The organism is Bilifractor sp. LCP21S3_F8 (genome assembly GCF_052117805.1).
GTDB lineage: Bacteria > Bacillota > Clostridia > Lachnospirales > Lachnospiraceae > Bilifractor.
In genome coordinates this window covers 17,957-37,970 of the sequence record NZ_JBQKIK010000014.1, presented here as the reverse complement: position 1 = coordinate 37,970, position 20,014 = coordinate 17,957, and the positions used below count along the sequence as shown (strand labels likewise).

The following is a 20,014-nucleotide window of genomic DNA, read 5'->3' as shown; positions in this document are numbered from 1 at the left end:
CGCTCCGCCTGCGGGGCATAAGCCTTTTCCTTACGCGGACAGCCTGCCGCCGATAGCCGCACTGCGGCCTTTTGCGGCGAGCGCAGCGATACGAGAGATCACCGGCATAACGCCTGTTGTCTCGCTGCATAGTTCTTCTGCCCGATTATAGCACAGGTTTCCATATCTTTCCTCTTAAAATTGCGAAATTGAGAAATTCATGGACGTCTGACATTCATCTTGACCGGTCGTACCGGACGCATGGTCCCGGACACATGGTGCCGGACACATGACATTCCTCCAATCTCAAAAAACGAACCGCAGGGATTTCCGCAAAAGAAAAGCCACGGGAACACGAATATGTGCTCCTGTGGCTCTTCTGTTCATTCTTCTGTGATCAAAGTAACTGGCATCAATTTATGACCGGCCTCATCTTTCATTTCCTGTTTTCGGGCAAAAAGAAAGTGCAGGAAGCGGGACTTGAACCCGCACAGTATTGCTACCACAGGCACCTGAAGCCTGCGCGTCTGCCAATTCCGCCATTCCTGCATCTGCTGATATTTAATGTCGTGTGCGTTTTCTGTCGCTCACAACGATGTTTATCTTATCAGACCTTCTTTCGATTGTCAACTGTATTTTAAAATTTTTTTGTAACTGTATTTTAAAATTTTTTTGTAACTATTCATTACATCTCGAAAACCGCAGGCACCCGGGATTAGAGTGCTGAATCTTTACCATTTTTATCTTTTTACTTTGTACTTTACTGACTGACATTCCGCTGATCTGACTTCCGCTGATCTGCCTTCCGCATTTTCTTTGTCCTCTTTCTGACTGTCTTCTTTCTGACCGAGTACCCGAAACTTCCCAGCTCTCTCCCGAGCTCGTAGTATTTTCCGTGGGAGTATGCGGTGAGTCCGGTTTTCTCCAGATGGAAACTGCCTTTTTCATCCATATACCGGCTGTCTGCCTGGATACAGACAACTTCAGCGAGGAACATATCATGGGTTCCAAGCTCTAGAACCTGTTTTACCCGGCACTCGATATTGACCGGAGATTCCTCAATGACCGGCGCCTGTACCCGGATTCCTCTGCCCGCAGTAAGGTTGCAGGCTTCGAACTTATTCAAATCTCTCCCGGATCTGACGCCGCAGAAATCAGCAGCCCTTACCAGCCGGTCTGTGGTCAGGTTTACGACAAACTCCCCGTGTTCCTTGAGAAGATGCCAGGAATACCGGCTGCGCCGCACGGATATCGACAGCATCGGAGGGTCGGAACACACGGTTCCGGCCCAGGCGACGGTTATAATATTCGGAATTCCAGCCGCATCGTAAGAGGCTATATCTGATTTATCCCGATAATGCCGGTCTGTCTCTCCCAGCACTTCGCCGGCCACACTGATCATGACAGCAGGCACGGGATACAGAAAATTACCCGGCTTTTCAAATACAATTTTTTCACTCATGACAGATACCTCTTAACCTTTACAGATGCCTCTTATCCTGTACCGGATTCTCGAAGGGACGCACCCCAGCCAAAACCCTCCTGGATGAGAACGCGGAAACAGCTTCTCGGATCGTCTTGGAATCGTCTGTTTCCCGGCCTCTTACAGCGCCTGAATAAACCGGTCAAATGCCTCCTGTCCTTCCGTTGTGCGCTTGAATACACCGGCATCTTCCAGAACAAGCATGAACACCTTTCCAATTTCTTCCTTCAGAATATCGTCGATATTCGTCTCATTGACCGTGCTGTGACGCTTCATGATCTGTTCCGCCCAGTCTGCATGCTTTGACAGCTCCTCATCTGCGCGGATATTTCTTCCTTCAAGTATTGCTTTCCTGAGATCTGCCATCTCCTTCTTCAATCTTGCGGGAAGCACAGCGAGACCCATAACCTCGATCAGACCGATATTTTCCTTCTTGATATGATGAAGCTCCGCATGCGGGTGGAAGACGCCGAGCGGGTGCTCCTTTGTGGTGATGTTGTTCCGGAGGACCAGATCCAGCTCGTAATCCTCTCCCCGTTTCCTCGCAATCGGCGTGATCGTGTTGTGAGGCGTCCCGTCTGTCTCTGCATAGATAAAGACTTTTTCATCCGTATATCCTCTCCATGCGGTCAGGATTCTGTCCGCGAGCGCAATGATGCGTTCGGTGTCCGGACCGGAGAGCCGGATACAGGACATCGGCCATTTTACAATTCCCGACTGCACATCCTCAAATCCGGCCACGGAAAAGCTTCGTTCTACCGGTGCCTTCGCCATCGCGAATTCATAATGGCCGCCCTGAAAATGATCATGACTCAGAATGGATCCTCCTACGATCGGGAGATCTGCATTCGAGCCGACAAAGTAGTGTGGGAACATCTTCACAAAATCGAAGAGCTTGCAGAAGGTCGCATGCTCGATCTTCATCGGAATATGCCGGGAGTTAAACACAATACAGTGTTCATTATAATACACATACGGGGAATACTGGAAGCACCAGTCCGAATTCTGTATGGTTACCGGAATGACCCTGTGATTTTCTCTGGCGGGATGATCCGGTCTTCCGGCGTATCCCTCGTTCTCCCTGCAGAGCTGGCATTTCGGATAACCTGACTGCTTCGCGTTTTTCGCCGCCGCAATCGCCTTCGGATCTTTTTCCGGTTTGGAGAGGTTGATCGTAATATCCAGATCTCCGTACTCCGTTGGAACCTTCCACTTCATATCCTTCGCGATACGATATCTGCGAATGTAATCCGTATTTCTGGAAAAATCATAGTACCAGTCTGTCGCCTTGACCGGTGAATCCTCATACAGCTTCCGGAATCTGCGGATCACTTCAGAAGGTCTCGGCGTCAGGCATCCCATCAGACGGGTATCAAATAGATCACGATAGACGATGCTGTCCCCTCCGGTAATTCCCCTCGACACCGCGTCGTCGGTCAGCTCCTTCAGCGTCTCCTCGAGCTCGGTTCCCGCTGCAATCCGCTCCTCATTCAGAGTAGACGCGTAGGCGATCACCTCTTCCCGGCTGCCCTCATAGCTGTCCCTTTCGAGGTTCATCAGAATCTGATTTACCGTGTAAATGATATCATCCTCTTCAATCAGACCTGTGTATAATCCATATCCTGCCAGCCGCGTTATTGCATTGTCAACATCACTCATATCTTCCTCCGTTCTGCAGGCATTTCCTGCTGTTCTGATCATTCTTCGTATATATACGCATCTGCTGCCCCGGGCAGACCGAATCGCATACTAACCTCGCCATCATTCTTCACATGTATATGCATCTTCTGCCTGAAACATTGATTCTCGTCTTCCTTCCGGTCACATATATCGACTTTATTCTTAATTGCCACAGATTGTATTTATTTCCGTTTCCGATTATCTGGACGTTTGTTCCTCTTCCATGAAATACATTCTGGAGTTAAAGTCGGCAAAATATCTTGTATTCTCGTTGTATCCGGTTCCGCAGTAGGCTCCCTGAAGCTTCACACCGGCCTTCATCAGTACGGCGCCGTTCGTCTCGATCTCCTCCTGCTCACCGGGCATGGTGACAAATCGGGCGATCATGTTCTGAAGAACCGATCCCTGACGCACGTGCACCGGTGCCGCAGTATTGATCAGATCTCCGAAATCCCGGATATCATGACGTTTCGCGATATTGTAGAAATGATACCGGCTTCCTTCGTTCAGCCCTCTCGCCCGGTACATCTCAAACGGATGATTAGCCTCTGTCATTTTCTGAAGCATCATGCCGACGCCCCGTTTCCGGTCTGCCGATACGACCGTCCACTCAACGATATTGTCAAACCGTCCGCGGTAAAAATCGCCGAACTGAAAGACTTCGCGCCATTCCTTATAAAGCGCGATCTGTTTCCGGATTTCATCCAGTTCCTTCTTCCCCAGGTCATTCAGGTTGAGCTCATATCCGAGTGTACCGAAGGCGGCGACGTTGAACCTGGTGTCGAGCGGAGTCTCGCGCAGTGTCTGATGATTCGGACTTGCGGAAACATGTGCAGTCATCACGGAAGCCGGATATCCATAGCTGTAGCCCTGCTGAATTCTCGTCCGCATGACTGGATCCGTGTCGTCGCTCGCCCAGATCTGCGGGAAGTAACAGAGTGCGCCGAGATCAAACCGGCATCCTCCAGCGGCACATCCCTCGAAGAGAATCTCCGGGAATTTCTCCGTGAGAGCCTTTGCCAGACGGTAAAATCCGCAGATATACCGGTGAGCGGTTTCTCCCTGACGCTCCGGCGGAAGAGCGGGTGAATAGACGTCAGACATGATGCGGTTCATGTCCCACTTCACATAGGATATCTTGCCGGAAGAGAATACCTCGCTCATCTTTGCGATCAGATAATCGACCACCTCCGGATTCGCCAGGTCAAGAACCATCTGATTTCTCCCCTCCGAATGCGGTTTTCCCGGTATCTGCATCGCCCAGTCCGGATGTGCCTCGTAGAGCCGGCTCCTGCGGCTGACCATCTCCGGCTCCACCCAGATTCCGAACCGAAGCCCGAGCTCCTCCATTTTTTCCGATATCTGCTTCAGGCCTCCCGGAAGCTTGGATCTGTTCACGTCCCAGTCTCCAAGAGAGCAGTCATCTCCGTTCCTTTCTCCAAACCAGCCGTCATCCATGACAAAAAGCTCGATTCCGACGTCCTTGCCAGCCTTTGCCAGACGAAGCAGACGATTCTCATTGATCTTGAAGTAGGAAGCCTCCCAGCTGTTCAAAAGGACCGGTCTCGCCCTATGCTTCCAAACTCCGCGGCTGATATGTTCGCGGACAAAATGATGCATGGAAAGGCTCATACCTGTGTATCCCTCGTCCGAACAGGTCATCACCGCCTCCGGCGCCTCGAACTCATCTCCCGGTGAGAGGATGAACGAAAAATTCTGCGGATTGATTCCCGACACAAACCGGGTCTTTCCAAAGGAGTTTACTTCCGCCGCTTCATAATGATTGCCGCTGTATATCAGATTCAGCCCGTAGCACAGTCCCGAAGATTCTGTTGTGTCTTCTCTGTGCAGCATCACAAACGGGTTGCTGCGGTTGGAAGAAGAGCCGGCATTGGAAGAATTTACAATTTTTCCAGAGACGACCGGAACGTCCGACCGGTACATCTCCCTCGCCCAGGCGCCGTGGAAGGTGCTCATGATATATCCGCTGTCTTCAAAATCAAGCTGCATGCTCATCAGACGATTCAGGACCACTGCCTCATCGCTGTCGTTAACGAGCCGGCTCGACCTCGTAATGACATCGCAGTCTTCAAATACATAGTAGTGAAGCTCAAGACGCAGATCATATGACGCATCCTTCAGCGTCAGAATCAGATGGGAATAACGCCCGCCGCAGAAATTCTCCGTATACTGCTGTTCCGGTTCCTCACGGCTTCCGAACAGCGAGCCGGGAAGAGCATGAAATTCCGGTTTTTCGTCGGTAATCCTCGCCTCCTCAAACAGAAAGTCCGAAGTCACGCTTCCGTCGGCATGCGTGATCTCCAGAAACGGTTCACGGATATCTCCCTTCCCGAGAGAAGACATCTCCAGACGCAGATCCTCCAGGGTGAGATCCATGTGCTCCTGATCGTAGGAGATCATATTGCCTGCCGGAAATGCCCTTTTCTCTTCCAGACATTTCGCATCCTGCAGCAGCTCCTCATCTGTCTTCTCTGAAAAATCCCCCAGTGAGGGGCCGTAATACAGATGCTCCAGGTGTCCGCTGGGCAGGGCCTGAAAAACATAAGTTGTCTTTGGTGTTCCGATCATGAATACGTTCTTTATCTTTCTGATCATCAGCATTTCCTCTCATAAATATACAGACAGATGCAGGGTCTTTTTTCTATATATTATATTATTATCTATGATCACTGCACATCCTTCAATGTAATTATGTTGCAAAACGATGTAAAAAAAGACCACCGCCGCACATTCTCATCGGTGCCGGCGGCAGCCTTTTGTTCGTTTTCTGAACAAAACACAGCTATCTTGAATTTTCCTGCTTCTGTTTGCGGAGTGTGCTCATCACCTCTGCCATTTTTTTGTCACTCAGCCTGTAGAAGCCCCGGAACAGCAAAAAGGCAACGACAAGAAGAAGTGCCGACGGAACCGTCATCCACAGCCGAAGCCCTCCGAGGGTCGCTGCGCTCTGCGCGGCTGCCTCCGTGTCAAGTCCGATCCACTCAATGGCCAGCCCTGAAATAAATGCCGCAATACCCGATGCCAGCTTCACCGTGAAGGTCTGCATAGAGAAAATTACGGATTCCTCCCGTTTTCCATTTTTCGCCTCACCGTAGTCTACGGCGTCTGACAGGAAGATGGTCAGCATTACATTCAGCACACCGTAAGATGCATAGACCAGAATGCCCGGAACAAGCAGAACAATCCATGACCCTTTATAAATCCCGCTGAACGCAAAGGCAAGCAGTATCAGGAAGCCGGCGATCTGAAGCACAATCGTAACGGAAAAGAGTTTCAGTTTTTCCATCTTTCTGCGGAAAACCGGAACAAGCATCATGAAAATCACCTGTGCGAGAAAACATCCGGCCGTGAATATGCTGTACACATCGGTGTTTCCAAGGTCAAACTGGAAGAAATACAGAATCAGATTTCCAACGATATCGAGTGCCAGATAGACCAGAATCACCGCCGCTACGACACAGAGCGCCTGGTCGTTGCGGAAGAGGGATCCAAACATTTCGCCAATCGAAGCAGATTTCATCTCCTCCGGTTTTTTCTCCGGAACATTTTTCACAAATACGATCTCTGATACCAGAAATACCACTGCGATAATGAGCGCCCAGTAGCGGAAGCCGATCCGGTATCCCGCAAGCGCCGTCGTCCCGGACAGCACCGGCACCACGATCATTGTGAGAACGGTAGGAATCGCGTCACCGATTCCCGAGCTTGATCTCGCAAGGGAAGAAAGCTGCTCCCTGTCCTTACCCGGCTCTGTGATCGCCGGAATCATGGACCAGAAAGGAATATCCATCAGTGTGTATGTGACGCCCCAGGCGAGGTAAATCAGCGTCAGCCAGATCTTCATCGAGCCCGGCTTCATGCTGTCCGGCACTGCGAAAAGCGCATAGACGGTCAGCGCGTTCAGTACTGTTCCGGACAGAATCCAGGGGCGGAAACGACCCCATCTCGTTCTCGTCTTTGCAACCACGATTCCCATGATCGGATCGTTCAGCGCATCAAAGATTCTCGCGCCCATCAGAACCGCTCCGATGAACGCGCTGCTGATCCCGAGCACCACATTATAATAATAAAGCAGATAGCTGTTTACCAGCATATACACGATATCCTTGCCAAAAGCGCCGAAGCAGAACGCCGCTTTATTTCGTATCGTCAGTTTCATTTCAAACCCCCATTTCTTTTTCAAATTCCACGCTTCAGATTCACAGCCGTTCTGACTGCCCGGTAAGCGCCGTCATAGATTCCCGCCTTCTTATTTCCGATAATATTGGTACACATGTCCTTCAGAAGCACATCATCGTCCAGGAAAAGATCTGTCATCTGAAGAATATGCGGAAGATCCCGGCATTCGAGTGTTCCGTCTCCGATCTCCGCAGAGTGGATGGCGCCCCATTTTTCATGTCCCCCGATTCTGCGGATGAACAGCTTCGGCACCGGATAGAAGGAGAGCTCGCTCGGCTTTGTGACCAGAACATCACAGCTTCTCATCAGAAGGTTGGTACAGTACACCGCCTCAAAAATATTTTCATGCCAGAAAGCGTGGACACCCCCGATCGCATCATCCGAAAGAGCTGTCGACGCAAATTCCTCTGTTTCCTTCCAGTTGTTGAAATGTTCCTCCGAGACCTGCGCGAGCCCGCTCACTTCCGAACACAGCTCCTCCCATACATTTCGGTAGTCTCCGACATTGATGAAAAGCGCCGCCTTCTTCTTTCGGATCACCGGAAGCAGGTGCCGGATGATTCCGGCAAAAATCTCCTTCTGGGCGCCCGCCCCTCCGATTGTCAGGAGAAACCGCATCGGCATGCCGTTTTCCTTTCTGCGGATTCTTGCGGCGCAGTCCTCTTCAATATTCCGTACAAGCTCATCATCCACATAATGTCCGGTGTAGATGAGTGATTCCGGCGGCATGGGATGGAGCACCCGGTCCCCGTCCATTCCATTCAGAATCCGGTAGCCCTGATATGCCTGATGTGTCTGTATCGTGTGAACGCTGCCCTCCGCCAGATGAAGCGCCATGGGCCAGTTGTCCGGTATGGCGTTTACCACATATTTCATACCTGCGTGAACCGCTGCCTGTGCCGGCCACACATGTGTACCGATCACCGGGATATCCTTCGGAACATTCCGGAACACTGCCGCCATAATCTCAGCGTTTTTCTGATCAGAGGCATTGTAGGAAAGCTTCCGGAAACCCTCATAGTTCAGCGGCTCCCAGATGACCTTATTGAACAGCCTGCTCTTCTGGGACAGCCTGGAGCCCATGGAATACAGGTCGTTCTGCGCACGGATCACCTTTGTGCAGGCTGTCTGCGGATACGAATTCAGATCCATCCAGTATGGCTTGTATCCCATCGCATGCGCGCAGGAAGCCATCGCCATAGAAATCCTGTAGTGTCCGAATCCCATCCGGATATTGCCGACGATGATTCCCTTTCCGGTGTCAAATTCCTCCTCTCCTGCAAGATCGTCCTCCGGCAGACAGATGTCGCTCACGCCGAGCGACTCACCGATGTAACGATTTTTCCGGATAATGGTACGATAAGACGCATTTGCGTCGTCTCCATACTTTCTGGCGTACCTTTTCCCGGAAGCTTCCGCTTTCCGATAGTCCCGCTCACGTATCCGGTTTCCAAATATTTCTCTTGATTTGTCTTCCATGACTGCCTCCTCCGATTAAGGATCGCGGATCACAATTCCCTTTACCAGAATATCCACGACCTCCTGCAGCGCCGCGTGATAAGTTAACCCGTTCTCAATCAGAATATCTCTTTCAAAAAACTGCTCCAGTGTTGCCTCCATCATTGTCTGAAAAACCGGTATGGAAAATCTCCGGATTCTTCCCTGCCGCATGCCCTCTTTCAAAAGCTCCACGGTCGATTCCCATCCGCTTTCCAGCCGCTCCTTCAGATGCCGGTAAACAGACGGATACTTGTCACGCAGATCATAAAGCTGACGAAAATCCACATTCTGATAACGATCCGGCATGACACCGAGGATCTTCCTCACCCTGTCGACAATGTCCATCTCCCGGTCTTCATACACCTTCTGCTCATCTTCCTTGATCGAATCAAAGATGTAATCTACCATCTCATAAAGCAGATGCTTTTTGTCCGGAAAATAGACGTAAAGGGTTTTCTTGCTGCGATGCAGCTCCTTCGCGAGATCATCCATCGTAAACTTCATTCCCTTCCGGTTAAAAAGCCGCAGCGTTGTCTCCAGAATGTCTTCCCGGATATCCTGATCGGCGCAATTCTCTTCTGACAAAACATCATCCGAGGCTGCAGCATCTGTACTCATCGGTTTCGTCAGCTCTGTCTGTTCTGTCTGCTCCGTCAGCTCTGTCTGCTCTGTCTGCTCTGTCTGTTCCGTCTGAAAATCGATCACGTCCGGGACCTCCATATCTTCGACAAGATGTCGGAAACTAAATTATCTGTTTCAGTTTCCATGGGCTCATTTTACCACTTTACCCGCAAAAAAATAAGAAACTATTTATACAAAAATAGTTTCCTATATTTGTGCGAGTTGCATGCTCCCACAGATGCATTTATTTTGTTTAACGAGATAAAACACGCTGCGCGAGTTTTATCTCGCTATCGCGACGCTCGCCGCACACGAATACTTCGCATTCAGCTGCGGCTCACTGTTCGCGTAAATACCAGCAGACGCTCCTTCCTTACGGCGGGGCGCCTGCTCATTCAGGGAATTAATTTCTGTAACGGATATCCCGGACGGTCTCGCCCACCAGAAGCCTTCCCTTCACTCCGATCTCTTCAATAATGCTTGATTTGCGGTTAACCACCATTTCAATCAGCTTCTGCGCCGCAAGCCTTCCGATGCCCTCCGCATCCTGACGATATGTGGTGAGGGCCGGCTCCATGATCTGCCCGACGTCGATTCCGTCGTAACCCACGGCGCTCACATCCTGCGGGATCCGGTATCCGAGCTCACGCAGCACTCTCCGTCCTCCAATATAAGAAAAATCATCTGAAAACATGATGGCTGTCGGCTTATTCCTGCTGTTCATGATCTCCTTCACAATTTCGTTGTTAAATTTCGGGTCGTTGTATCTCCCGTCATGAACCGAGACTTCATCCTCGTCGACTCCAGACTCCTTCAGCGCCCGGTAAAAACCCGCCAGCCGTTTCTGCGTGACAAGCGTATCTTCTCCGTGAATAAAGGCAATCTTTCTGTGCCCATGGTCGATGAGATATTTCGTAAGCTCATAGCCTCCTTCTTCATTATCCGACATTACACAGCTGTGATTCTTCACCTGATAATCAATAGTGATAAATGGGATCTCGCTTCTCACCAGCTGAATGATCCCCGGCGCGTGAAAATTCACATTTGCGATGAGAATACCGTCACACTTCCGGTAGCGCACATGCTGAAGAAAGGAGTCCCCGACCATCTTCTGGCTGATGAACGTGATATCATAGCCCAGACGCTCCAGTTCCTTCTTTGCGCTGTTCAGAATCACTGAAAAAAAAGGATGCATGAGTCCGGACGATGTGTCATCCTCAAAAACCACACCGATATTATGCGAAATATTCGTCCGAAGCAGAATGGCAGAGGGATCCGGGTGATAATCCATCTCCTCCGCGATTCGGCGGATTCTCCGGGATGTCTCCATGGAAACATCCTTGTAACCGTTCAGCGCCTTACTGACCGTAGCGACGGATACTCCGCACTTCTTTGCGATATCCCGGATCGTCACCGGCCGCTTCGTCACCGCTTCGTCCCTCTCTTCTGTAATATCGGCATTCCCCTGCTGTCCATCTGATGAATACGTTCTGTCTGCCATCTTCTGTACCTGTTCTTTCTGATCCTGTCCCGATGAACCTGAAGTTTCAAGTGAATCCTGTGATTCACACCCTTAAACGTCTGTTGTGATTCACACTCTTACACGTCTGCTGTGATTCTTTCCCACTCCATACCAGCTTTGCAGCGTTCCTGATGCTGTGTAATCACTTACACGACTGGTTTACTTTTTTCATTCCATACCCTTATTATATAGAATATTTTGGAAAAAGCCACATGAATCAGAAATTTTTATCTGATTTTTCTTATGTTTGTCATAAAATCTGCTATAAACAGACGATACAATCAATTTCCGCAGTGACTCAGAACCTTTCCAATACTGTCATGAAAGACCAGATCCGCGTCCCCGTCGCGCACTGTCCTGTCGCGATTGATCAGAACGAGGTATCTGCCGCTGAAATAGTCCAGAAGTGAGGCTGCCGGATATACACTCAGGGAGGTGCCTCCCACAATCATCATGTCCGCCTCCCGGCAGGCTCGCTCCGCATTTCTCCACGCATCCTCCGGCAGCATTTCCCCGTACAGGGTTACATCCGGTCTTACGATCCCCGTGCAGCCCGGCTCGGTGCATCTCGGGACCGGTTCCTTGCTTCGGAAGATGTAATCCGACGGGTATCGCTTATGACACCGATCACAGTAATTTCGAAGTGTTGAGCCGTGAATCTCATACACCTTTTTGCTTCCCGCCTTCTGATGAAGCCCGTCAATATTCTGTGTGATCACACAGTCAAGTTTTCCCTCCCGCTCCATCTCCGCCAGTTTTCTGTGCGCCGCATTCGGCTCGATCCCTTCGACATTCATCTTCTGCCTGTAAAATTCGTAAAAAACCTCCGGATGCTGATACAGACAATCGCAGCTAAGAAGGTATTCCGGTGTGTAGCTGTCAAATTTCACATCGTGCTGATTATACAGACCATCCTTGCTTCGGAAATCCGGAATTCCGCTCTCGGTCGACACGCCCGCGCCGCCGAAAAATACAATGTGCCGGCTTACGCGGATCATCTCATTGAGTGCGTCGTACTTCTGCTCTTCGCTAAGTCCTGACAGATAACGGACCCGGTCGGATCTTTTCTCATATTTATCGATATACATATCCACATCCCTTTCTGTAGTATCAGGTATTTTCCCTGAGTCTCAGTACCTGATGTCCCTGAGAACCCATCCTTGTCTCTAATAAAACTTTCTGTCTATGCAAAAGCATCCTGTCTCTGATAAAACTTCCTGTCTCTGCAAAAGTATCCTGTCTCTGATAAAACTTCCTGTCTCTGAAACGTCTTGCACACCGAATCTGCCTTCGTCAAAAGAATCTTCTGTGATAATAGACGTTTTCATCACGGGACGACTCTCTGCGTACCAGCAGGAAGCACACCAGATAAATCACGACAACCACAATGCCAAAGACAAGCGTTGAAGCTCCCGTTCCGAGCATCGCGCAGGTATCATAGATGCCATGAAGAAAAACGGCCAGAATGTACCCGGTCACGATGCACAGAACCTGACGGATATGATGTCCCTCCGCCTGCTGAATCTTCGCTCTGCCGTAAAAAATTCCAAACAGAACACCAAAGCTCATATGCCCCGGAATTGCCAGAACCGATCTCCCGACCAAAACACCCGGTCCATACCCCATTTCGTAGATAATATTCTCCATCGCAGCAAAACCCAGCGACGCAAAAACCGAATAGACAATTCCGTCAAATCTGTAGTTAAATGCCGGATTTTTCCAGGTAACCGCCGCCATCAGGGCATATTTCGTGCCTTCCTCGACAACGGCGACGACCAGAAACGCCATGACCGCAGTGTACGCAAGTCCTGAAGGATTCAGAGAGGACCGGTCCAGGAAATAGCTGCCGATTCTCTCCAGAAGCATCGACAAAAAGGCAGCAATAACGCCCATGAAGATCAGACGGATCAGAAGCCCGACCGGTTCTTTCTCTACCCTGTCCTGCCGGTACACATAGATCAGAAGAATCAGAGCAGGCAGGACCGCGAGAAAAAGATACCAAAAGAAAACGTACATTGCCGGAAGAAGCAGAAACATAAAAAGCCCCCTTTCAAATGGTATTTTCTATTATTATACCATCCGTCCGGGGGATTTCCATATTCAACTATTTCTGAGGCGCCCGCCCTTTCAGTAGCGATACCCGTCGAGTGTTGTCGTGGTCTGTCTGTCATGATGCTCTGCGTTCTCAATCAGCAGATTCAGCTCAACCTCCGTGCCGATAAAATCCTGCACATCACACTCGTAGATGGAATTCTCTGTTCTCATCATGAAAAGGCCGTCATCGTAAGCCATGGAAATCACCGGTGAAGTATGAATAAACGTCCCGTCGTCATACTTCCGGCTGCCGCTTACACTGCCAACCAGATCCTTTTGTATCATCTTCCAGCTTCTCAGTCTCATACATATTCCCCTTAAATCATACTCCCTGAATCTCACCAAAAACTTTATAACATTATTCTACACCAATTTCATGACAAAAGTGTGAACCTCTTCGAAAATGCAGACAGGCTGCCTGCCGCGAAGCGAGTGAGGAACCGGATGCGATTCCAAGGGCAACAGGTATGAGCACAGCGCTGAACTTTTCTTACAGATCTTTATGTGTGAGCATCGTTCCGTGTGCCATCTTCGCAACCGCCCCGGAAAGCGCAATCAGCGCGATCAGGTTCGGCAGCGCCATCAGCCCGTTAAACAAATCCGACAGATTCCACACCAGCTCTACCTTCAGGACTGACCCGATCAGGATGAAGATAACGACAATGACAGCGAAGGGCTTCACAGCCTTTGAGCCTATCATGTACCTGATGTTCTGCTGCGCGAAGAAGAACCAGCCGATGATCGTTGAGAACGCGAAGAAAAACAGACAAATTGCCACAAACTTCGAGCCGAACGCTCCGAATCCCGTACTGAACGCAGCCTGTGCAACCGGTGTACCGGTGATATCACCCGCGTACGGAATGGAATTGCCAAGAACACCGGATGAAAGAATAACCAGCGCGGTCATGGTAAGTACGACAAAGGTATCGATGAACACACCTACCATAGCGACTTCGCCCTGATCCTGAGGTTTATCAACCTGTGCCTGCGCATGCGCGTGAGGAGTGGAGCCCATACCTGCCTCATTAGAGAACAGTCCGCGGGCTACACCAAGCCTCAGCGCCTGACGAACTGTGATTCCGGCACCGGCTCCGACAACAGCCTGCGGTGTAAAGGCTCCGACAAAGATCGATCCGAGCGCCGGCAGCAGATTTCTGTGGTTGATAATCAGAACAATCAGGCCGCCGACAAGGTAAAGCGCCGCCATGATCGGAACAATCTTTTCCGTAAAGGACGCAATACGGCTGATTCCGCCGATAAAAATAAATCCAGCTATCACGGCGATGATAATACCCATGATCAGCTTATTGGCACCGAAGGCAGTGTGAAATGCGTCGCTGATGGAGTTGGACTGCACCATATTGCCCATGATGCCGAGCGCAAGGATGATCATGATCGCGAAGAACGATGCGAGGAACTTTCCGAAACCGTTCTTGAATGCCTTGCGGATATAATAAACCGGACCTCCGATGATATTACCCTGATCATCACGGGATCTCGTAACCTGAGCGAGGCAGGCCTCTCCGTAGATCGTTGCCATTCCGAAGAATGCCGCAAGCCACATCCAGAAAATTGCTCCGGGGCCGCCTCCGACAAGTGCCGTCGCACATCCGGCAATATTGCCCGTTCCGACCTGTGCCGCGATTGCCGTCGCAAGTGCCTGGAATGAACTCATGCCATCCTTCCCGGCCTTTTCGCCATGCAGAGAGAAGTTGCCAAAGACACGGTTCCATGCTCTTCCAAAATGACGGACCTGAACAAATCTTGTCCGGAACGAGAAATAGATTCCCGTACCCACAAGCACGAACAGGAGGAGAAACCACACCTTATCATCAATAAGTGCCACAATACTGTTGAGAGCGTCCATTTCAAATCTCCTTTAAGATTAATCTCGTTACCTGCGTATCTGTATCAGAAATAAGGAGACTCCCGGGCAGCACTCATGGCGAAGAAAAAGCCCCAACCACCAGCCGGTACGACCGGCAATGTGAATTGGAGCACTTTTTGCTGAAAAAACTGCCTGGCTGCGGCTTTCATCATCCGATGCGCGGCGACGCACAGATGACGGTATCTGAAAATACAGCCCGGCCGGTTCATCAACAACTCTGTCCTTTTGCCTGAGAGATTCCATACCTGCTTTGCGCAGATACTTTGCACCTTCGGCACCCTTGAAGGGTTTCTCCAGAGTCCACTCCGTTTTTAGTCTTCGTCCACACGACACCTGAGAGTTTTACTCCTTCGGCAGGTCCTCTGACACAGTCTATACTAAAAGAATTCCTGTGCCGGATTCCGCTTTTCCTAAAAACATCTACGTAAGTATTAAATTTGAGTAAACTATAACATGGATATCCGATACCGTCAACAAACCAGTTTATGATTTTTTAAGATTTATCGCGGCCGATTTATCCGGGCAGGTTTTCCCGGATCATTTAATCCCGGGCGTTTTTTCCCGGATCATTTCATCCCGGGCGGTTTTCCCCGGATCATTTTATCCTGACCGGTCAGACTACAAGATCCGCGTACTCCGGTCTCTGCATTCTTTTCTTTGCGTACGAACAGAGCGGAAGAATTTTCACCCCGATCTTTCTCGCGTTCTGCGCCACCTCATCGACAAGCTTCCCCGCGATCCCATTCCCATTATACAAAGGGTCTACCTCTGTGTGTTCAATCACCCAGCGGTTGTCAGATCGTGTGAACGTGCACTCACCCACCTCGTGATCTCCGTCATATGCCGCCGCACGATTTCTGTAGTTTTCAAATCTGATGGTAAGTTCCATGCCTGTCTCCCTTCTTATAAGATAAAAATGCAAATTCTTTGTTTATTCTTCTCTTAAAGATAAACATCCTGCCCCATGATGCACTCTCTTTTCCAACGCTTTTATAAAAAAGGGTTCTAAAGAGCGCATTTTTTCAATATTATATGAAAATAGTATATTTATTTATCCCTACAACGGTGGTAGAATTAGGTGGTCATTGAATTGTTCGTCAGTTTTTTACATATGGGCAATATTTTATATTTAATACCAGGAAAAGCATTGTATATTTCAAATATATAATGTTTGCCCAAGACATATGCAGCATCCATCATTTACGGAGGAACTTTTTATGAGTAAGGAAACCGAAAATGCTTTTGACTTTGAAGACCTGGGTCGGAAAGTTAAAGAGCTTCGGATTAAAAACGGTCTGACACAAAACCAGGTTGCCTCTGAACTTCACGTAACCCCGGGATACATCAGCAACGTTGAAAACAACCGGACGGCGATGTCCCTTCGCGTATTATCCTACTACGCAAAACTGACCGGAATCACACTGGATTCTCTTGTCGGGAAGATCGAACCCGAATATCGCACCACAGCTCTCGATAACGAACTTCTATCCATTATTTCAAGATATTCCGACGAAAAGAAGCAGAAAATTCTGGACATTCTTAGAATCATTGACCGATAAGACTGACCGAACCGTTGACTCAGAAAAAGCAGTTGCCTGCCTGGCGGCTGCTTTTTCTGTTTTTTCTGTGTCTGATGACCATAGAAGCCGACGCAACGGAAATCAGCTGTGACCGTTTCAGCCGGCAGTCTTCTTTCTTGAGAACGCGCAGAAGAAAATAAAGAGCAGAAACAGGACGGCGACGCACATCCATCCGGTCAGCACAGCGGTTCCCATCGGCGAGAACATGTCGTAATATCCCTTCAGGTAGATGACAATGATGATCACAGGCACAATAAAGGTGATATATGTTCTGAGTTTTTTCGGGAATTTTCTCCCCTCTCCGGCGTCTGCCTCCTGAATGAAATGATCCCATCCCCATCCGCTTTTCCGGGTGCAGAAAAGCACAAAGGCCAGACTGCCCAGCGGCAGAAGATTATTGGAGACGATGAAATCCTCAAGGTCCAGAATATGTGTTCCCTCGCCGAGCGGCTGAAAGGATGACCATATATTGTAGCCGAATACACACGGCAGGCTGAGAAGCACGACAAGAACAGCGCTGATGATGACGCTCTTCTTTCTCGTCCAGCCGAACAGATCCATATCAAAGGCAATAATATTCTCAAATACCGCAATAACCGTGGTCAGCGCCGCAAACGACAGGAAAACGAAGAAAAGCGCACCCCAAATTCTTCCTCCCGGCATCTGGCTGAACAGATTCGGTATGGTGAGGAAGATGAGACTTGGTCCGGCATCCGGCTCGATCCCATAGGCAAAGCATGCCGGTATGATAATGAATCCCGCCATCAGCGCGACAAAGGTGTCCAGCGCCGTGATCGTGACTGCTTCTCCCGTCAGGCTTCTGTCCTTATTCAGGTAGGAACCGAAGATCAGCATGGCTCCGATTCCGATGGACAAGGTGAAGAACGCCTGACTCATTGCAGCGAAGATGACGTTTCCGACACCGCGCTCCGCCATGTTCCGGAAATCCGGCACGAGGTAGAAGGCGATTCCCTTCGCCGCACCCTTCAGGAATATCGAGTGGACAGCAAGCACTACCATCAGAACCATCAGGCAGGTCATCATGACCTTTGTCACCCGCTCCACCCCGTTTTGAATTCCAAAATAACAGATCACAAAACCGATAAGACACACCAGAATTGTCCAGAAAGCCATGCCAGGCGCGTTGGAAAGCATCGCGGCATAATCGGATTTTATTCTGGCACTGTCCGCGCCGGCAAATGTACCCGTGACATGAAGATAGCAGTAATAAAGCATCCATCCGGCAACGGTTGTATAATACATCATCAGCATATAGCTTCCGATGATACTGATGTATTTCAGCCAGTGGAACCTCGATCCTTTCTGCTCAAGTGTCTCAAAACATCTCGCCGCACTCTTCCGGCTTGCACGTCCGACCGAAAATTCACAGATCATGACTGGAATTCCGAGGATTAGGAGAAATACCAGATAAATCAGGATAAAAGCTGCTCCGCCGTACTGCCCGCAGAGATAGGGGAATTTCCATACATTTCCGATTCCGATTGCACAGCCTGCAGAAACCAGGATGAAGCCGATTCTGGAGCCGAATTTTTCCCTGTCGGATTTGCTGCTTACATTTGACATACCGTCAATCCCTCTACTTTCTATCATTCTGTCCGTCTGTAATCTTCGGCTCGGTCTTTGGCAGCCGTCCGTAGATCCTTGCGAGGTTGTGAATGCTGACCGCCAGCGCGTCTGACAGATAATTCGGCGCGAGCCTCCACTGCCAGTTGGTTCCCTGCGAGCCGGGTGTATTGATCCTGGCCTCACTTCCCTTCACGAGATAATCCTGAAGCGGAACAATACAGGTGTCTGCCGGCGATCGATATGCCTCGCGGATAAAATCCCACACAAATGCTCCGTAATCGGTATTCTCCGAATGAATAAACTGTCTGGCAAAATCCCGGTCATGATCCGGCGCATGTTCCACCCAGTCCAGAATCGTCGTGTTGTCGTGTGTGCCAGTGTAGACGACGCAGTGGAACGGATGATGGTAGGTCAGATACCAGCTCGACTCTGATCCGTCAAATGCGTACTGAAGGACCTTCATCCCCGGATAGCCGCTGTCCTTCAGAAGCTGTTCATTCTCCGGGGTAATCGTACCAAGATCCTCGGCTATCAGCGGTACCTCTCCGAGAGCCTTCTTCATCTCGCGGAAAAAGCTCATGCCCGGTCCCTTCTTCATGATGCCATTTTCAGCAGTCTCATCTCCGTAAGGGATTTCATAGTAATTCGAAAAGCCATGAAAATGATCAATCCGCAGGATGTCAAACAGCTCCATATTCGCCCGGATCCTGCGGATCCACCAGGAATAGTGGTCCTTCCGGCCTCTCTCCCAGTCGTATACAGGATTTCCCCACAGCTGGCCTGTCACAGAAAAAGCATCCGGCGGGCATCCCGCAATATATTCCGGCTTCAGATCGCGGTCAAACCGGAATACCTCCGGATGGGCCCACGCATCCGCACTGTCCATCGAAACATAGAACGGGACATCCCCGATCAATTCTATTCCCTGTTTCCGGGCATAACGGTGAAGCCGCTCCCATTGTGTAAAGAACTCGAACTGAACAAAACGGAAGAAAGAGATCTCATCCTGAAGCTCCTTTTTCGCCCGGCTGAGTGTGTCCGCCCTGCGCTCCCTGTAACCGTCGTCCCATTCCAGCCAGCTTTTTCCCTCGAACTTTTCCTTGAGCGCATAGTACAGACAGTAATCGTCCAGCCAGTACGATTCTCTCTCACAGAATTCGGTATACTTTTCATACAGGCTCTTCTCAGGGAGTACCGTATTCTCTGATTTCATATCTGCCGCTGAGAGTGCTGCATTCTCTGATTTCATATCCACCGCTGAGGCTGCTGCATCCGCAGCTCTTTCTGCCGCAGGTCCTGCTGGATCCGTGATGTTCTCCGCCGCTGCTCCCGCAGTGCCGGCCGTCATAACCGTATAAGCTGCAGCCGTTTTGTTCTGAACGTCTTTGATTTCTTCCGTCCGTTTTTTTGAGTCGAGAAGACGCTCACAGAAGGCCGGATACGCCATCCGAAGTGCCCTGCCCCGGTTTGTATAAAGTGCGCCGTAATCAACACGCTCCTGATTCTGTCCAAAATCCAGACAGCGTACATCATCTTCTCTCAGAAGCCCATCCTCGATCAAAGCTCTCAGATCTACATAATTCTGATTTCCCGCAAACGCTGAAACCGGCTGATAAGGTGAATCTCCGAAGCCGGTCGGGCCCAGCGGCAGCACCTGCCAGTAGCTCTGCCCGGACTTTTTCAGAAAATCCACAAATTCATATGCCTCCCTCGAGAAACAACCGATTCCGAATTCAGACGGTACCGAAAATACAGGAAACAAAATACCACATTGACGCTTCATACCCTACTCCTTCCCCGTTCACATATTGTTTTATTATAATATAAAGACAGGGCAGGTGTACACCTGCAGGACTATTTTTGTTCATTTTTCCGAAAAA

The 20,014-nt window shown here is 49.9% G+C and carries 16 protein-coding genes, 1 tRNA gene and 1 riboswitch; of the genes, 1 reads left to right on the top strand and 16 read right to left on the bottom strand.

The window, feature by feature from the left end:
• Positions 1–444: 444 nt before the first annotated feature.
• The 14 genes from ACTQ3A_RS08105 to ACTQ3A_RS08040 form a co-directional block, all read right to left on the bottom strand.
• Positions 445–528: transfer RNA gene (locus tag ACTQ3A_RS08105), tRNA-Leu, on the bottom strand.
• A 211-nt stretch (positions 529–739) separates the two neighbouring features.
• Positions 740–1,441, bottom strand: coding sequence for a flavin reductase family protein (locus ACTQ3A_RS08100; RefSeq protein ID WP_441494557.1), 702 nt, complete (start codon positions 1,439–1,441; stop codon positions 740–742).
• Positions 1,442–1,582: 141 nt separating this feature from the next.
• Positions 1,583–3,121 carry a UDP-glucose--hexose-1-phosphate uridylyltransferase gene (gene galT / locus ACTQ3A_RS08095; protein ID WP_441494556.1) on the bottom strand — a complete coding sequence of 513 codons (1,539 nt, stop codon included), beginning with the start codon at positions 3,119–3,121 and terminating at the stop codon, positions 1,583–1,585.
• Positions 3,122–3,159: 38 nt separating this feature from the next.
• Positions 3,160–3,315: a hypothetical protein gene (locus tag ACTQ3A_RS08090; protein WP_441495286.1), complete on the bottom strand. Its 156-nt coding sequence runs from the start codon at positions 3,313–3,315 to the stop codon at positions 3,160–3,162.
• A 25-nt stretch (positions 3,316–3,340) separates the two neighbouring features.
• Positions 3,341–5,758 carry an alpha-galactosidase gene (locus ACTQ3A_RS08085; protein ID WP_441494555.1) on the bottom strand — a complete coding sequence of 806 codons (2,418 nt, stop codon included), beginning with the start codon at positions 5,756–5,758 and terminating at the stop codon, positions 3,341–3,343.
• A 187-nt stretch (positions 5,759–5,945) separates the two neighbouring features.
• Entirely contained in the window at positions 5,946–7,322 is a 1,377-nt protein-coding gene (locus ACTQ3A_RS08080) for a glycoside-pentoside-hexuronide (GPH):cation symporter (protein WP_441494554.1), read from the bottom strand.
• 20 nt (positions 7,323–7,342) lie between these two features.
• Positions 7,343–8,821, bottom strand: a complete 1,479-nt coding sequence (locus ACTQ3A_RS08075; RefSeq protein ID WP_441494553.1) for a DUF6937 domain-containing protein — start codon at positions 8,819–8,821, stop codon at positions 7,343–7,345.
• 15 nt (positions 8,822–8,836) lie between these two features.
• Positions 8,837–9,547 carry a TetR/AcrR family transcriptional regulator gene (locus tag ACTQ3A_RS08070; protein WP_441494552.1) on the bottom strand — a complete coding sequence of 237 codons (711 nt, stop codon included), beginning with the start codon at positions 9,545–9,547 and terminating at the stop codon, positions 8,837–8,839.
• A gap of 319 nt (positions 9,548–9,866) precedes the next feature.
• Positions 9,867–10,964: a LacI family DNA-binding transcriptional regulator gene (locus ACTQ3A_RS08065; protein WP_441494551.1), complete on the bottom strand. Its 1,098-nt coding sequence runs from the start codon at positions 10,962–10,964 to the stop codon at positions 9,867–9,869.
• 302 nt (positions 10,965–11,266) lie between these two features.
• Positions 11,267–12,073 carry an NAD-dependent protein deacylase gene (locus tag ACTQ3A_RS08060; RefSeq protein WP_441494550.1) on the bottom strand — a complete coding sequence of 269 codons (807 nt, stop codon included), beginning with the start codon at positions 12,071–12,073 and terminating at the stop codon, positions 11,267–11,269.
• Between the two features lie 205 nt (positions 12,074–12,278).
• Entirely contained in the window at positions 12,279–13,001 is a 723-nt protein-coding gene (locus ACTQ3A_RS08055; protein WP_441495285.1) for a PrsW family intramembrane metalloprotease, read from the bottom strand.
• Between the two features lie 111 nt (positions 13,002–13,112).
• Positions 13,113–13,385, bottom strand: a complete 273-nt coding sequence (locus ACTQ3A_RS08050) for a hypothetical protein (protein WP_441099529.1) — start codon at positions 13,383–13,385, stop codon at positions 13,113–13,115.
• Positions 13,386–13,569: 184 nt separating this feature from the next.
• Positions 13,570–14,946 (bottom strand): alanine/glycine:cation symporter family protein, encoded by a 1,377-nt coding sequence (locus ACTQ3A_RS08045; protein ID WP_441494548.1) that lies wholly within the window; start codon positions 14,944–14,946, stop codon positions 13,570–13,572.
• A 228-nt stretch (positions 14,947–15,174) separates the two neighbouring features.
• Positions 15,175–15,274: riboswitch (glycine riboswitch) on the bottom strand.
• 306 nt (positions 15,275–15,580) lie between these two features.
• Positions 15,581–15,856 (bottom strand): GNAT family N-acetyltransferase, encoded by a 276-nt coding sequence (locus tag ACTQ3A_RS08040; RefSeq protein WP_441474660.1) that lies wholly within the window; start codon positions 15,854–15,856, stop codon positions 15,581–15,583.
• Between the two features lie 328 nt (positions 15,857–16,184).
• On the opposite strand from ACTQ3A_RS08040, the gene ACTQ3A_RS08035 reads away from it, so the two are divergent.
• Entirely contained in the window at positions 16,185–16,526 is a 342-nt protein-coding gene (locus ACTQ3A_RS08035) for a helix-turn-helix domain-containing protein (protein ID WP_441099526.1), read from the top strand.
• A 117-nt stretch (positions 16,527–16,643) separates the two neighbouring features.
• Here ACTQ3A_RS08035 and ACTQ3A_RS08030 read toward each other — a convergent pair whose 3' ends face one another.
• Positions 16,644–18,158 (bottom strand): sodium-dependent transporter, encoded by a 1,515-nt coding sequence (locus tag ACTQ3A_RS08030; protein ID WP_441099525.1) that lies wholly within the window; start codon positions 18,156–18,158, stop codon positions 16,644–16,646.
• Positions 18,145–19,917: a 4-alpha-glucanotransferase gene (gene malQ / locus ACTQ3A_RS08025; protein ID WP_441494547.1), complete on the bottom strand. Its 1,773-nt coding sequence runs from the start codon at positions 19,915–19,917 to the stop codon at positions 18,145–18,147. Before malQ ends, ACTQ3A_RS08030 begins: the two co-directional genes overlap by 14 nt.
• Positions 19,918–20,014: the final 97 nt, after the last annotated feature.

Excerpts from the sequence above, each read along its gene's own strand:
- galT (WP_441494556.1), bottom strand. The coding sequence starts at position 3,121 with ATGAGTGATGTTGACAATGCAATAACGCGGCTGGCAGGATATGGATTA.
- ACTQ3A_RS08085 (WP_441494555.1), bottom strand. The coding sequence starts at position 5,758 with ATGATCAGAAAGATAAAGAACGTATTCATGATCGGAACACCAAAGACA.
- ACTQ3A_RS08040 (WP_441474660.1), bottom strand. The coding sequence starts at position 15,856 with ATGGAACTTACCATCAGATTTGAAAACTACAGAAATCGTGCGGCGGCA.
- ACTQ3A_RS08060 (WP_441494550.1), bottom strand. The coding sequence starts at position 12,073 with ATGTATATCGATAAATATGAGAAAAGATCCGACCGGGTCCGTTATCTG.
- ACTQ3A_RS08080 (WP_441494554.1), bottom strand. The coding sequence starts at position 7,322 with ATGAAACTGACGATACGAAATAAAGCGGCGTTCTGCTTCGGCGCTTTT.
- ACTQ3A_RS08075 (WP_441494553.1), bottom strand. The coding sequence starts at position 8,821 with ATGGAAGACAAATCAAGAGAAATATTTGGAAACCGGATACGTGAGCGG.
- ACTQ3A_RS08065 (WP_441494551.1), bottom strand. The coding sequence starts at position 10,964 with ATGGCAGACAGAACGTATTCATCAGATGGACAGCAGGGGAATGCCGAT.
- ACTQ3A_RS08035 (WP_441099526.1), top strand. The coding sequence starts at position 16,185 with ATGAGTAAGGAAACCGAAAATGCTTTTGACTTTGAAGACCTGGGTCGG.
- ACTQ3A_RS08100 (WP_441494557.1), bottom strand. The coding sequence starts at position 1,441 with ATGAGTGAAAAAATTGTATTTGAAAAGCCGGGTAATTTTCTGTATCCC.
- ACTQ3A_RS08030 (WP_441099525.1), bottom strand. The coding sequence starts at position 18,158 with ATGATAGAAAGTAGAGGGATTGACGGTATGTCAAATGTAAGCAGCAAA.
- ACTQ3A_RS08050 (WP_441099529.1), bottom strand. The coding sequence starts at position 13,385 with ATGAGACTGAGAAGCTGGAAGATGATACAAAAGGATCTGGTTGGCAGT.
- ACTQ3A_RS08045 (WP_441494548.1), bottom strand. The coding sequence starts at position 14,946 with ATGGACGCTCTCAACAGTATTGTGGCACTTATTGATGATAAGGTGTGG.
- malQ (WP_441494547.1), bottom strand. The coding sequence starts at position 19,917 with ATGAAGCGTCAATGTGGTATTTTGTTTCCTGTATTTTCGGTACCGTCT.
- ACTQ3A_RS08055 (WP_441495285.1), bottom strand. The coding sequence starts at position 13,001 with ATGTACGTTTTCTTTTGGTATCTTTTTCTCGCGGTCCTGCCTGCTCTG.